The organism is Thetidibacter halocola, from assembly GCF_018224955.1.
In the GTDB taxonomy this organism is placed as follows: domain Bacteria; phylum Pseudomonadota; class Alphaproteobacteria; order Rhodobacterales; family Rhodobacteraceae; genus Thetidibacter; species Thetidibacter halocola.
Genome location: NZ_JAGTUU010000007.1, coordinates 1 through 12854, shown reverse-complemented (window position 1 = coordinate 12854; position 12854 = coordinate 1). Strand labels below are relative to the sequence as shown.

Annotated in this window: 11 protein-coding genes, 1 tRNA gene and 3 pseudogenes; 8 read left to right on the top strand and 7 right to left on the bottom strand. The window is 65.7% G+C overall.

Features of this window, described 5'->3' with window-relative positions; all coding sequences use genetic code 11:
* The first annotated feature begins 55 nt into the window (after nucleotides 1-55).
* The 4 genes from accD to KB874_RS16510 all read left to right on the top strand — a co-directional run bounded on the left by accD (nucleotide 56) and on the right by KB874_RS16510 (nucleotide 3492).
* Nucleotides 56-976 carry an acetyl-CoA carboxylase, carboxyltransferase subunit beta gene (accD, locus tag KB874_RS16525; RefSeq protein ID WP_212537666.1) on the top strand — a complete coding sequence of 307 codons (921 nt, stop codon included), beginning with the start codon at nucleotides 56-58 and terminating at the stop codon, nucleotides 974-976.
* The gene (locus KB874_RS16520) at nucleotides 973-2253 is read left to right on the top strand and encodes a bifunctional folylpolyglutamate synthase/dihydrofolate synthase (protein WP_212537665.1); all 1281 of its coding nucleotides are present in this window, start codon (nucleotides 973-975) and stop codon (nucleotides 2251-2253) included. Before accD ends, KB874_RS16520 begins: the two co-directional genes overlap by 4 nt.
* Before the next feature lie 89 nt (nucleotides 2254-2342).
* Nucleotides 2343-2915, top strand: a complete 573-nt coding sequence (locus tag KB874_RS16515; RefSeq protein WP_212537664.1) for a rhodanese-like domain-containing protein — start codon at nucleotides 2343-2345, stop codon at nucleotides 2913-2915.
* 28 nt (nucleotides 2916-2943) lie between these two features.
* The gene (locus tag KB874_RS16510) at nucleotides 2944-3492 is read left to right on the top strand and encodes a LysM peptidoglycan-binding domain-containing protein (RefSeq protein WP_212537663.1); all 549 of its coding nucleotides are present in this window, start codon (nucleotides 2944-2946) and stop codon (nucleotides 3490-3492) included.
* Nucleotides 3493-3906: 414 nt separating this feature from the next.
* Here KB874_RS16510 and zapE read toward each other — a convergent pair whose 3' ends face one another.
* On the bottom strand, nucleotides 3907-4965 hold the full coding sequence (gene zapE / locus KB874_RS16505) for a cell division protein ZapE (protein WP_212537662.1): 1059 nt from the start codon (nucleotides 4963-4965) through the stop codon (nucleotides 3907-3909).
* Nucleotides 4966-5102: 137 nt separating this feature from the next.
* On the opposite strand from zapE, the gene KB874_RS16500 reads away from it, so the two are divergent.
* The gene (locus tag KB874_RS16500; RefSeq protein WP_212537661.1) at nucleotides 5103-6350 is read left to right on the top strand and encodes an MFS transporter; all 1248 of its coding nucleotides are present in this window, start codon (nucleotides 5103-5105) and stop codon (nucleotides 6348-6350) included.
* A 55-nt stretch (nucleotides 6351-6405) separates the two neighbouring features.
* Here the strand turns inward: KB874_RS16500 and gltX are convergent, their stop codons facing one another.
* A complete protein-coding gene (gene gltX, locus KB874_RS16495) occupies nucleotides 6406-7731 on the bottom strand; it encodes a glutamate--tRNA ligase (protein ID WP_212537660.1) in 1326 nt (441 codons plus the stop codon).
* Between the two features lie 166 nt (nucleotides 7732-7897).
* Between gltX and leuB the strand changes: the two genes are divergently transcribed.
* Nucleotides 7898-9001 carry a 3-isopropylmalate dehydrogenase gene (gene leuB / locus KB874_RS16490; RefSeq protein ID WP_212537659.1) on the top strand — a complete coding sequence of 368 codons (1104 nt, stop codon included), beginning with the start codon at nucleotides 7898-7900 and terminating at the stop codon, nucleotides 8999-9001.
* 35 nt (nucleotides 9002-9036) lie between these two features.
* On the opposite strand, the gene KB874_RS16485 is transcribed toward leuB, so the two are convergent.
* Together KB874_RS16485 and KB874_RS16480 are read right to left on the bottom strand one after the other, a co-directional pair.
* Complete coding sequence (locus tag KB874_RS16485; protein WP_212537658.1) at nucleotides 9037-9378, bottom strand: PDZ domain-containing protein; 342 nt, start codon at nucleotides 9376-9378, stop codon at nucleotides 9037-9039.
* The gene (locus tag KB874_RS16480) at nucleotides 9378-10235 is read right to left on the bottom strand and encodes a S1C family serine protease (protein ID WP_212537657.1); all 858 of its coding nucleotides are present in this window, start codon (nucleotides 10233-10235) and stop codon (nucleotides 9378-9380) included. Before KB874_RS16480 ends, KB874_RS16485 begins: the two co-directional genes overlap by 1 nt.
* 126 nt (nucleotides 10236-10361) lie before the next feature.
* Between KB874_RS16480 and KB874_RS16475 the strand changes: the two genes are divergently transcribed.
* Entirely contained in the window at nucleotides 10362-11312 is a 951-nt protein-coding gene (locus KB874_RS16475; protein ID WP_212537656.1) for a DMT family transporter, read from the top strand.
* A 44-nt stretch (nucleotides 11313-11356) separates the two neighbouring features.
* Nucleotides 11357-11433, top strand: a tRNA-Pro gene (locus tag KB874_RS16470).
* A gap of 457 nt (nucleotides 11434-11890) precedes the next feature.
* Here KB874_RS16470 and KB874_RS16465 read toward each other — a convergent pair.
* The 3 pseudogenes from KB874_RS16465 to KB874_RS16455 all read right to left on the bottom strand — a co-directional run.
* A pseudogene (locus KB874_RS16465) lies at nucleotides 11891-12214 on the bottom strand (transposase); the annotation flags it as partial.
* 75 nt (nucleotides 12215-12289) lie between these two features.
* Nucleotides 12290-12730: pseudogene (locus KB874_RS16460) on the bottom strand (transposase); the annotation flags it as partial.
* Nucleotides 12727-12854, bottom strand: a pseudogene (locus tag KB874_RS16455) (IS481 family transposase); the annotation flags it as partial. The pseudogenes KB874_RS16460 and KB874_RS16455, both read right to left, overlap by 4 nt.

Below are 12854 nucleotides of genomic sequence, written 5' to 3'. Positions count from 1 at the left end.
GCATCCCAGCCCGCTTGCGCTTATTTCCTCGCCCATCAGGCTGTGGGAACCGCGCATGAACTGGATCACGAACTACGTCCGCCCCCGGATCAACTCCATCTTCTCGCGCCGCGAGACGCCGGAGAACCTGTGGTCCAAGTGCGACAGTTGCGGCACCATGCTGTTCCACCGCGAGATCAGCGACAACCTGAACGTCTGCACCAATTGCGGCCACCACATGCACATCACGCCACGTGACCGCTTTCACGCGCTGTTCGACGGCGGGATCTTCAAGGAGGTCGCGGTGCCAGAGCCGCTGCCGGACCCGCTGCATTTCCGCGACCAGAAGCGATATCCCGACCGGATGCGCGCCGCGCAGAAGCAGACCGGCGAGAAGGAGGCGATGCTCGTCGGCATCGGCGAGATCGGCCGCACGCCGATCGTCGCCGTCGCACAGGATTTCAGCTTCATGGGCGGGTCGATGGGGATGTATGTCGGCAACGCCATCATCGCCGCCGCCGAAGAGGCGGTGCGCCTGGGCCGGCCGTTGATCCTGTTCTCGGCGGCCGGCGGCGCGCGGATGCAGGAAGGCATTCTCAGCCTGATGCAGATGCCGCGCACCACCGTCGCCGTGCAGATGCTGAAAGAGGCGGGCCTGCCCTACATCGTCGTGCTGACCCATCCGACCACCGGCGGCGTCACCGCGTCGTATGCGATGCTGGGCGACGTGCAGATCGCCGAGCCCAACGCTCTGATCTGCTTTGCCGGGCCGCGGGTGATCGAACAGACGATCCGCGAAAAGCTGCCCGAGGGCTTCCAGCGGGCGGAATACCTGCTGGAACACGGCATGCTCGACCGCGTGATCGACCGGCGCAAGATGCGCGACGAACTGATCGTGCTGACCCGCCTGCTGATGAAGATGCCGCCGCCCGTCTGGGGCGAGTTGCCCGCACCGGGCGACGCGGCACCGCCGGGCCAGGCACCCGCCCAACCATGAGCGCAACCGGGTCCGACCTCATCCTGCAACGGATGCTGGCGCTGCATCCCAAGATCATCGACCTGACGCTGGACCGGGTCTGGCGGCTGCTTGACGCACTTGGCAACCCGCAAGAGGCCCTGCCGCCGGTGATCCACATCGCGGGCACCAATGGCAAGGGCAGCACCCAGGCGATGATCCGCGCCGGGCTCGAGGCCGCGGGCAAGACCGTGCATGCCTATACCTCGCCGCACCTGGTGCGCTTCCACGAACGCATCCGGCTGGCCGGAAAGCTGATCGACGAGGATGCGCTGACCGCCGTGCTGGACGAGTGCTACGCCGCCAACGGTGGCGTGCCGATCACCTATTTCGAGATCACGACCGTCGCCGCGATCCTCGCCATGGCGCGCAGCCCGGCGGACTACACCCTGCTCGAGGTCGGCCTCGGCGGACGGCTGGACGCGACCAACGTGGTCGCGCGGCCCGCGCTGACCATCATCACGCCCGTCTCGATGGATCACGAACAGTATCTGGGCGACACGCTGGCCAAGATCGCTGGCGAAAAGGCCGGGATCATCAAGCGCGGCGTGCCGGTGATCGTCGGCCCGCAGGCAGAAGACGGCCTGCGGGTGATCGAGGACCGCGCCACGGCGCTGAGTGCGCCCGTGCTCGCCTTCGGCCAGCACTGGCATGCCTGGGAGGAGCGCGGGCGGCTGGTCTACCAGGACGAACGCGGCTTGCTGGACCTGCCGCTGCCGAACCTGCCCGGCGCGCACCAGATCGGCAATGCGGGGATGGCCTTGACGGCGTTGCGCCTTCTTGGCCTTGGCGAGAACGCGGCGACCGGCGCCGTCATCCGCGCCGAATGGCCCGCACGGATGCAGCGGCTGCGCGAGGGCGCCTTGGCCGCGCTGGTGCCGCAGGCCGAACTGTGGCTCGACGGCGGACACAACCCGGCGGCGGGCGAGGCGTTGGGCGCTCACCTGGCCCGGCTGCCCGCGCGCCCGACGCACCTGGTCTGCGGAATGCTGAACACCAAGGATGTCGCGGGCTTCATGCGGCCGCTCGCAGCGCAGGCCGCCAGCCTGACCGCCGTCTCGATCCCGGGCGAGGCCAACACCCTGCCCGCCGAGACCACCGCCGAGGCTGCCCGCAAGGCCGGGATGCCGACGCAAACCGCCGCCTCGGTGCAGGATGCCCTGACCGCCATCGCCTCCCGCGATCCGCAAGCGCGAATCCTGATCTGCGGGTCGCTTTACCTTGCAGGGCATGTCCTGCGCGAGAACGCAGGCACCTGACCCCACACTTGTTGACCGGCGCGCCAGCCACACGCTATATGTTGCGTCGGGCACAGTTTGCGGGGGCTCACCCGCCAGAGGACGAGCAGATGTCGCACAGGGCATACCTTGCCGCTCTGGCCGCGATGGGCGCGGCCCTCCCTGCCTTTGCGCAGGTCAGCCGGATTTCCGAGGATATTGCAAGCGTCACGATCGACCTGAACGGCCGCGGCATCATCATCGACCGGCAGGGCCCGGCCTGTCCGCCTGCCTGCGTCCAGCCGATGCAGGCCGCTCCAGGGGTGGCCACGATCGGGGAACTGGAAGTGTTGGATTTCCTCTCTGGCACCGTCGCCGCCGGGGGCGGCCTGCTGGTCGATGCCCGCCTGCCTGACAGGTTTGCCGAGGGCACCGTGCCCGGGGCGGTGAATGTCCCCGAGGCGACGCTGCACCCGCAAAACCCGTATCGCGACGACCTGCTGGCGGCGCTTGGCGCGCAGCGGGGCAATTTCGCAGAGGCCTACGACCTGGTGATCTTCGGAGAGGGAGCCAACGCGACCGACGCGGCGCAAGCCCTGCGCCACCTCGCCGAGGCCGGCTATCCGGCGGAAAAGCTGAAATACTACCGGGGTGGACTGACGGCATGGCGCGCACTGGGCCTGACCACCGCGCAGGCCGACTGATGGCGGGGCGGGGCAAGGGATGATCCGCATGGTTCTCTTCACCATCGGCTTCATCGCGATTACCGTCGCGCTTCTGATGGTCCAGCCCGGCAGCAACCGGCGCCAGCCCTACGAGACCTTGCCGCCGGCAGAGGTCACGCGGGCCGATCCGAGGCTCGACGCCGTCGCCCAGGCCATCCCGGTCGAGATCCCGCCCGCACCGCCACCGGTCGCCACCTTCGTGCCCTCGCGCGTCGCCCTGCCCGCCGACGGCCCACTGGATGACGAGGCGTTGCGCCGCCTGACATGGGCCACGCTGGCCGGCATCAACCACGCCACCGGCCGCGACGCAGCGCCCGGCCAACCCGGCAGCCTGCTGCACATGATCGTCCAGCGCTCCCTGGCCGAGACCGGGGACGCGGCCGCTGCGCCGTCGCCCGGCGTATATTTCGTGAAACCGGGCGACAGCCTCGCCTCCATCGCGCAAGCGCTGTACGGCGACGTCAACATGACCGGGCCGCTGTTCGCTGCGAACCAGTCGATCCTGGCGCGGCCAGACGACCTCCGGCCCGGCCAGAGGTTGACCCTGCCAGAGTGATCCGCGACACAACCCTTGGCGTGCAACAATTCTGGCATTCATGGATATCCGCAAGACTACTAAATGTTGACTGAACGGCACACGTTCGCCTATACGTTTTGAAAGGGTACCCGGACTGCCAGATAAGGGTGCTCTTCCAGGGGGACAGGATGATTTCGCCGCTTGAGCCAGACGCGCCGCGCCTTGATGCGCGGGCGAACGGACCATCACGCAGACCCGGGGCGCGTGCGCCAGGGGATGCGTCAGCGATAGGCACCTCCCCTCAAAACGGATTTCGGGCGACCGGCATTCTGACGACCGGACCCCGCGCGACAAGGCCAGAGACCTTGCGCGAGACGACCTAGATCAGGCAGCAGACCTTATCCGAGCAGCCTTGAGGGTCCTTCGGGACCCTCCTTTTTTCCGCGCCGCCGCTCAGGCTCCCGCCCAGTCAGCGGCCTGCATCTCGTGCAGGCGGCTGGCGGTGCGCTCGAACTCGAAACTGCCCTCGCCCTCGACATAGAGGTAATCGGGCGCCGCAGCGGCCTGGAGGATCAGCTTGACCCGCGCCTCGTACAGCGTGTCGATCAGGGTCACGAACCGCTTGGCCTCGTTGAAGTTGCGCCGCGACAGCTGCGGCACTTCCTCGATCACCAGCACGCGCACGGTTTCCGCCAGCTTCAGATAATCCGCCGGGCCCAGCGCCCGCCCGCACAGGTCAAAGAACGACGCCCGCGCCACCCCGTTGTGATAGCGCGGCAGCGTCACCTCGCGCCCCTGCACGCGCAGGGTCAGCGTTTCCTCGACCCCGTGGGTCAGTTCGGACCACAGCGTGTCGATCTTCGCCCGCGAGGCAGCGTTGACCGGAGTGAAATAGACCTGCGTGCCGGACAGCCGGTCCTGCCGGTGATCCTTGTCGCTGGCCAGTTCGCGGACGACCATCCGCTCCTTCAGCAGCGCGATGAAGGGCAGGAACAGCTGCCGGTTCAGACCGTCCTTGTAAAGGTCGTCGGGAACGCGGTTCGACGTGGTGACGACGACGCAGCCAGCCTCGAACAACTGCTGGAACAACCGCCCCACGATCATCGCGTCGGTGATGTCGCTGATCTGCATCTCGTCGAAGGCAAGCAACCGAACTGAATCGCTGACGCCCTTGGCGACGGGCTTGACCACATCCTCGACCCCCTGCTGGCGCAGGCGGTGCATCTGGGCGTGGATTTCCTGCATGAAGGCGTGGAAATGCACCCGCCGCGCTGGGACGCTCAGCGTCTCGACGAAGAGGTCCATCAGCATCGACTTGCCACGCCCAACGCCACCCCACAGGTAAAGCCCCTTGGGCGGTTCCGGCGCCCGGCGGAACAGACCCTTTTTCACCGGCTGGGCCAGGTCGGCGCGGATACGCTCGAGTTCCGGCAGCGCAGCCTCCTGCGCGGCGTCGCGTTTCAAGCGGCCCTCGGCCACCCGCTGGTCATATAGCTCTGTCAGCGTCGTCATGTCCTTCGCTTAGCGCCCCCAACGCAGCTTGTGTAGAGGGCGCATGCCTGCACGTTCGCTGATGTTTCCCATCAGCCATTCGCGATTGACCTTGACGACCGCAGGCGTAAACCGGCAGCGCGAACCGGAGTTCCCCAATGCAAGACCGCGCCTCGCTGTTCACCCCTGTCCTGCTGGTGAGCTGCTTCATAATCCTTGTGTCCTTTGCCGTGCGCGCCAGCTTCGGCGTGTTCCAGATCCCCATCGCCGAGGAATTCGGCTGGGCGCGGGCCGAATTCAGCCTCGCCATCGCGATCCAGAGCCTGGCATGGGGGTTCGGCCAGCCGATCTTTGGCGCGCTGGCGGAAAAGATCGGCGACCGCAAGGCGATCGTCATTGGCGCCCTGTTCTACGCAGTGGGCCTCGCCTTGTCCTCGATCTCGGAAACGCCGTTTTCCATGCAGGCCTGGGAGGTTTTGGTGGGCTTCGGCATCGCGGGCACGGGCTTTGGCGTGGTCCTGGCGGTGGTCGGCCGCGCCTCGAATGACGAGAACCGCTCGATGAGCCTCGCCATCGTCACGGCAGCGGGCAGTGCCGGGCAGGTCGTCGGCGCGCCACTGGCAGAATGGCTGCTGGGCATGATGCCGTGGCAGTCGGTGTTCCTGGTCTTTGCCGCGATGGTGCTGGGAATGCTGGCCAGCCTTCCGCTGATGCGCGCGCCGCAACCGGCCAGCAAGGCGGAATTGCAGGAGAGCATGGGCACCATTGTCGGCCGGGCGACGCGCGACCCCAGTTTCCACCTGATCTTCATCGGCTTCTTTTCCTGCGGCTACCAGCTGTCCTTCATCACGGCCCATTTCCCCGCCTTCGTGACGGAACTCTGCGGCCCGATCCTGCCCGGCTCGGTGCTGGACGGGATCGGCATCGGCACGACCAGCGCGCTGGGGGCTGTGGCGATTTCGGTGATTGGGCTGTTCAACATCGCCGGAACGCTGACAGCGGGCTGGCTGGGCAAGCGCTACACCAAGAAATACCTGCTGAGCGGCATCTACACGGCACGCACCATCGCCGGGGCGGTGTTCATCCTGCTGCCGATCACGCCGGTCTCCGTTCTGGTGTTCTCGGCGGTGATGGGCGCACTCTGGCTGGCGACCGTGCCGCTGACCTCGGGCCTCGTCGCGCATCTTTATGGCCTGCGCTACATGGGCACGCTGTACGGCCTGATCTTCTTCTCGCACCAGTTGGGTGGGTTCCTGGGAGTCTGGCTGGGCGGCCGGATGTATGACGCCTATGGCGATTACACGATGGTCTGGTGGATCGGCGTGGGCGTGGGCGCCCTGTCGGCGCTGGTGCACCTGCCGATCAAGGAAAATCGCAGCGCCCCCGGCCTGCCAGCGGCGGCCTGAACGAAAAACGCCCCGGAGCCGGCTCCGGGGCGTTCGTCCGTTCCTCGGGCCGGGATCAGCCCGGCTTTTTCTGCAACAGAGGCATCACGTCGGCCATCTCGGGCCCGCGCTCGCGCCCGGTGACGGCCTTGCGCAGCGGCATGAACAGGCCCTTGCCCTTGCGACCCGTCTGGTCCTTGACCAGCGCGGTCCATTCGCGCCAGGTCTCGGGCGTGTAGGGGGGCTCTGGCAGCAGGGCCAGCGCCTGCCCGACGAAGTCGCGATCCTCGTCATCCACCAGCGGCGCCGCCCCGTCGCGGAACAGCGCCCACCACTCGGTCAGTTCCTTGCGGGTCGTGATGTTCTCGCGCGTGACCGACCAGAAGGCCTCGGCCTTGTCCAGCGGCACGCCCAGCGCGGCAATCTCGGCGGCGACAATCTCGAATGGCAGGCCGTGCAACTTTTTCGCGGTCAGCGGGAACAGGTCGGCAGCGTCGAACTTGGTCGGCGCGGAACCGAACTGCGACAGGTCGAACCCGTCTGCGATCTCGTCCAGCGTCAGGCGCAGCTCGACCGGCTGGCTGGAGCCCAGCCGCGCCATCAGGCTCAGCAGCGCCTCGGGTTCGATCCCCTGTTCGCGCAGGTCGCGCAACGCCAGCGTGCCCAGCCGTTTCGACAGGCTTTCGCCCTGCGGCCCGGTCAAAAGCGAATGATGCGCAAAGGACGGCGGCTCGAACCCCAGCGCGCGCATCATCTGGATCTGCGTGGCGGTGTTGGTGACGTGGTCGTTGCCGCGAACCACGTGGGTCACGCCCATGTCGGTGTCATCCACCACCGAGGCCAGAGTATACAGCACCTGCCCGTCCGCCCGGATCAGCACCGGGTCGGAAATGCTGGCCGCGTCGATAGAGATCGGGCCGAGGATGCCGTCCTCCCACTCGATCCGCTCCTGATCCAGCTTGAAGCGCCAGACGCCATCGCCACGCTCGGCCCGCAGGCGGGCCTTGTCCTCGTCCGACAGGGCCAGCGCGGCGCGATCATAGACCGGCGGCTTGCCCATGTTCAGCTGCTTCTTGCGCTTGAGGTCCAGTTCCACCGGCGTCTCGAACGCCTCGTAGAACCGGCCCATCTGCCGGAACTTGTCGGCAGCGTCGGCATAGCGGTCCAGCCGCAGCGACTGCCGTTCCACCCGGTCCCAATGCAGGCCCAGCCATTCCAGGTCCTGCTTCAGCGCGTCGACATAGGCCTCTTTCGACCGTTCCGGATCGGTGTCGTCGATCCGCAGGATGAAGGTGCCGCCGGACTTGCGCGCGATCAGGTAGTTGAACAGCGCCGTCCGCAGGTTGCCGACATGGATATAGCCGGTGGGCGACGGGGCGAAACGGGTAACGGTGGCGGTCATGGCATGCTCCTCGTGACCCGCGCGGCCTTGTCACAGACAGGCGGAAATGTCCAGCGAGGCGCGCGGATCAGGCCGCCAGCGCCCGCATGGCCGACGCAGCTTTCTTGACCATCGCGGCGCCCTTGTTTACCGCAGCGCAAACGACTGCCGCAAAGGAAAGCCCGCAATGTCCAACCCTTCGCTTCTCATCCTGCCCGGTGACGGGATCGGCCCCGAGGTCATGGCCGAGGTCCGCAAGATCATCGACTGGTTCGGCGCCCGCCGTGGCGTGACCTTCGACGTGTCCGAGGATCTCGTCGGCGGCTGCGCCTATGACGCGCATGGCACGCCGCTGGCCGACGCCACGATGGCTAAGGCGCAAGAGGTCGACGCCGTCCTGCTGGGCGCCGTGGGCGGCCCGAAATACGACAATCTCGATTTCTCGTTGAAGCCCGAGCGCGGCCTGCTGCGCCTGCGCAAGGAGATGGATCTGTATGCCAACCTGCGCCCGGCCCAGTGCTTTGACGCGCTGGCAGATTTCTCGTCGCTGAAGAAGGACGTGGTCGCCGGTCTCGACATCATGATCGTGCGCGAGCTGACCTCGGGCGTCTACTTCGGCGAGCCGCGCGGCATCTTCGAGGAAGGCAACGAGCGCGTGGGCATCAACACCCAGCGCTACACCGAGTCGGAAATAGACCGCGTGGCACGTTCGGCCTTTGAACTGGCGATGCGCCGCAACAAGAAGCTGTGCTCGATGGAAAAGGCCAACGTCATGGAATCCGGCGTTTTGTGGCGCGAGGTCGTGACCGAGGTGGGCAAGGATTATCCCGAGGTCGAGCTGTCGCACATGTATGCCGATGCCGGCGCCATGCAGCTGACCCGCTGGCCCAAGCAGTTCGACGTGATCGTGACCGACAACCTGTTCGGCGACCTGCTGTCCGACCTGGCGGCAATGCTGACGGGTTCGCTGGGCATGCTGCCCTCGGCGTCGCTTGGCGCCCCGATGGAGAACGGCCGCCCCAAGGCGCTCTATGAGCCGGTGCATGGCTCGGCCCCCGACATCGCGGGCCAGGGCAAGGCGAACCCGATCGCCTGCATCCTCAGCTTCGCCATGGCGCTGCGCTACAGCTTCGACATGGGCGACGACGCGACCCGCGTGGAACAGGCGGTGGAAAAGGTGCTGGCCGACGGCCTGCGCACCGCCGACCTGCTGGGCGAAGAAGGCCGCGCGCCGGTCTCGACCTCGGAAATGGGCGACGCCATCGTCGCTGCGCTGGACGCCTCTCTCTGAGATGCATCCTCGGGCCGGGCGATGCCGCCCGGCCCTCACTGGCGGCGCATGTGGATTTCCATTTCTTCCGCGATCAGCGGCCGCTCCGGCAGAACAACCGATGCGGTGATCCTGTTGCCATTGCGCAGGTAGACTAGGTCGATACGCGCCCCAACCTTCAGCCTGCGCACGACGTCGAGCGCTTGATCGTGTTCGGTGATGCGAATTCCGTTCGCCTCGGTGATGATGTCGCCGCCCAGAAGGATCTCGTTGCCACCCCACATCGTCGGCCAGCGGCCTCCGCGCAGCCCTGCTGTATCCCCGGCGCTGCGGGGTTGAACCTTCTCAACCAGGAATCCAGTGAACCTGCCCCACTCCTCTTCGGGAATGCCGAGCATCAAGAGGATCGGAGGGGGCACGATCTGGCCGTGAAGCCCGTGCCACGGCCGCGACACCGCCCCGGTCTCGATGAGCTCTGCAGGATCGGCGCCAGTGCCGGTATCGGGATGGAGAAGCCGAGGTTTTCCGCGCCTTCCCTGATGATCGCCGTCGTGGCCATGCCGATCACCCGGCCGCAGGAAACGAGCAACGGCCCGCCGGAATTGCCGTGACTGATCGCGGCATCAGTCTGCAGATAGGGCGCCATCCAGCTTGATGTGGTGATCGGCAGCACGCGGCTCACATCCGAGATGATACCCTTGGACATGGATTTCCCCAGCCCCAGCGGAAACCCGATGGCAATCGCCTGCTGGCCGATCGTCACCGGGTCGAACGGCGCAAAGGCCAGCCCTTCGGTTTCCATCAGCGGTGGAATCGGGTGCAGCACGGCCACGTCCGCCGAAGGGTCGATGCCGATGATCTCGACGTCGTGCACGGCACCGTCCTCGAAGATCACCAGCATGTCGGCATCGGCGACGACATGGTAATTCGTGGCGACATAACCGCCGTCGAACGGGAAACCCGTGCCGCCCCGCGCGCTTATCCGGCCGGAGACCAGGAAGGGATTGATGGAGATCGTGAAGACCTGGACGCCTCCGGGCGCGGCCAGTTCGAACAGGACGGTATCCGCAAGGGCGCAGTCCGGCTCGCACGCCTCGGCCGGCGCCGCTGCGTAAATGACCAGGCACAGAGCGATCCACAATCCGGTCAGGGCACGCCGCCAGAACGGACCGGTTTTCGGCATGGCTCCCGCCGTTGGCAGGTCTGGCCGGCTGTGCCGCCCGATCGATGAATGCGCATCGAAGAGGCTGAACAAAGAGGGCGGCGACCGCCTTGATCGGGATCAGGGGCGGCGCCTACCTTCCGATTGAACGGGAGCGCCCTTGCATCCCGCCGCCCGCCCCGCTTAGACTCCCGCAGGCCGCGCAAGACGAGAACTCCCATGACGCCGAACGCACAAGGCGCGGGCTTTGCCCTGCTGTCCTTCGCCATCTATGCCTCGCATGACGTCGTCATCAAGTTCCTCGGCGCTACCTATTCGCCGTTCCAGACGATCTTCTTCTCAACGTTGCTGTCCTTCCCGCTGGTGGCCTTCATGCTGATGCGCGACGTGACGCAGGGCAACCTGGTGCCGGTGCATCCGTGGTGGACGGCGCTGCGCACCGCGGCGGCGGTGCTGAACGGAATGTGCGCCTTCTACGCCTTTTCCGTCCTACCGCTGGCGCAGACCTATGCGATCCTCTTCGCGGCACCCCTGATCATCACGATCCTGTCGATCCCCATACTGGGTGAAAAGGTGGGGATCCGGCGCGGTCTTGCCGTCGTGGTTGGCCTGATCGGGGTGATGGTGGTGTTGCGGCCGGGATCGTCGCCCTTGTCGGCGGGTCACCTGGCCGCGGTCGGGTCGGCCTTTCTGGGCGCGCTCTCGGCCATCATCATGCGCAAGATCGGCCGCGAGGAACGGGCGGTCGTCATGCTGCTCTACCCGATGGCCGCGAATTTCCTGCTGGTGGGCCTGCTGATGATCCCGGTCTACAAGCCCATGCCGATCACCGATTTCGGCGCGGCGGGGATGATCTCGCTGCTGGGCTTCGTCGCGGGCCTATGCCTGATCGCCGCTTACAAGAGGGGCGAGGCCACCACCGTCGCACCGATGCAATATTCCCAGATCCTCTGGGCGACCTTCTTCGGCTATTTTCTGTTCGGAGAGACAATCGACACGCCGACTATCGTCGGCGCGGGCATCATCATCGCCTCGGGCATCTACATCGTGGCGCGCGAAAGTAGCAAGGGCGCGGCCTCGCAGACGCCGGTTCTGCGGACAAAGTCGCGCAGCTATGTCCCATCGTTCCGGATCTCGCCACATATCAAGGATGGAAAAGACGAAAACTGACCCTTGCCAAAGCCGCGGCGCTTCTGTAATCGCCGCGTCACGGTCGGAGTGTAGCTCAGCCTGGTAGAGCACTGTCTTCGGGAGGCAGGGGCCGGAGGTTCGAATCCTCTCACTCCGACCAATGAAACAAGGGCCCCACGGGGCCCTTTGTCGTTTTCAGGAAAGTGCTCCTAGGTTCAATGAACCTTGCAGTCGTGCAACCCGAATAACGCGGACCTGTTTGTGAACCAAGCTCCAAAGGATCACCGCGGTATCTGCCGCCTAGGCTCAGGACTTCAGTAACGGGTCCCGCTTCGTCCTACGATTTCGGGCACGCGTGCCAATCCCGCTAACGGGCTATAGCGGCAGGGTCGGTTCGACTGCCGTCTCGCGGCTCTTTCTTGAAGTCGTCGGGAACATGCTTCGGTTCGTGGTCAGCCCGAGGGCTGCCGACAAGATGCTGGTTCGATGCAGTTCCGGCGTGTCCATCTCATTGGCGTGCTCAGCGTGGCTGGCGACGGTCCAGACCCCGACATCACTGGAACCGCGTCCCTTCGGGACATCGGGTGCCTGCATTCAGGCAGGCGAAGCGGTCAGGCTTAGGTGCTCGGCACAGCCTCCATCCTGAAGGTCGTTCCATCGACCCAGATACGATGCAACACGACAGCAATGCGGCGAGCCAAGGCAACCATCGCTCGTTTCCGCCCGCGGCGTTTGGCAACACGGGATGCCCATGTCCGGAGCCCGGTGCCCCGCCCACGGTTCAGCATGACCGTAGCCGCTTGGCATAGGGCGCGTCTCAGGTTCACGTCCCCGGCCTTGCTGATGCCGCCTGAGACATCCCGCTCTCCGGACTGGCTGCGAGAGGGTGTCAGACCAACCCAAGGACCGACATTCTTCGATGATCGGAAGCGCAACGGGTCCGATGACTCGTCCACATTTTCCAAACGGTCACGTCCGTCAAGCTGGTGTAATTTCCCGGATGGCCTGAGGCATGATCAGGCGGCTTTCGTGGTTATGTTGAGAACGGTGTCGATCTCGTCCTTGTCGATCTGGGCGAATGCCTCGACCATCATGTAGCGGGTCGAGGGCTGCCATGCGTCGTTCTGCTCGAAGAGCACGGCGCCTATCAGGCGCATGATAGAGGCTTCATTCGGGAAGATGCCCACGACGTCGGCACGCCGTTTCACTTTCTTGTTCAGCCGCTCGATCGGGTTGGTCGAATGCAACTTGGTGCGGTGCTGTCGTGGTAAGGCCATGCAGGGCAGCACATCGTGTTCGCCGGCATCAATCAGCTCGGCCAGCTTGGGCCAGCGCCGCCGGAGCTGATCCGCCACGCGCTGCCAGGTTTCCCCGGCATGGGTGCGGTCAGGCTGGTCGAATGCCTGTCGGATCGCGGCGGCCACGAGCGTGTGCTGGCTCTTCGAGACATGGGCTAGGTGTTCAGTCCCGGCATCTGGTGGATCGGGTCGAGGATGAATCGATCCGGTTCTGAGTTCCAGACCTTGCAGATGTATTCGTATGGTGTGAGGCCACCGAGGGTTTTGAGACGCCGGGCGAAAT

Coding starts and splice junctions, on each gene's coding strand:
- gltX (WP_212537660.1), bottom strand. CDS start 7,731: ATGACCGCCACCGTTACCCGTTTCGCCCCGTCGCCCACCGGCTATATC.
- KB874_RS16520 (WP_212537665.1), top strand. CDS start 973: ATGAGCGCAACCGGGTCCGACCTCATCCTGCAACGGATGCTGGCGCTG.
- KB874_RS16475 (WP_212537656.1), top strand. CDS start 10,362: ATGACGCCGAACGCACAAGGCGCGGGCTTTGCCCTGCTGTCCTTCGCC.
- zapE (WP_212537662.1), bottom strand. CDS start 4,965: ATGACGACGCTGACAGAGCTATATGACCAGCGGGTGGCCGAGGGCCGC.
- KB874_RS16500 (WP_212537661.1), top strand. CDS start 5,103: ATGCAAGACCGCGCCTCGCTGTTCACCCCTGTCCTGCTGGTGAGCTGC.
- KB874_RS16510 (WP_212537663.1), top strand. CDS start 2,944: ATGGTTCTCTTCACCATCGGCTTCATCGCGATTACCGTCGCGCTTCTG.
- leuB (WP_212537659.1), top strand. CDS start 7,898: ATGTCCAACCCTTCGCTTCTCATCCTGCCCGGTGACGGGATCGGCCCC.
- accD (WP_212537666.1), top strand. CDS start 56: ATGAACTGGATCACGAACTACGTCCGCCCCCGGATCAACTCCATCTTC.
- KB874_RS16515 (WP_212537664.1), top strand. CDS start 2,343: ATGTCGCACAGGGCATACCTTGCCGCTCTGGCCGCGATGGGCGCGGCC.
- KB874_RS16485 (WP_212537658.1), bottom strand. CDS start 9,378: ATGCTCGGCATTCCCGAAGAGGAGTGGGGCAGGTTCACTGGATTCCTG.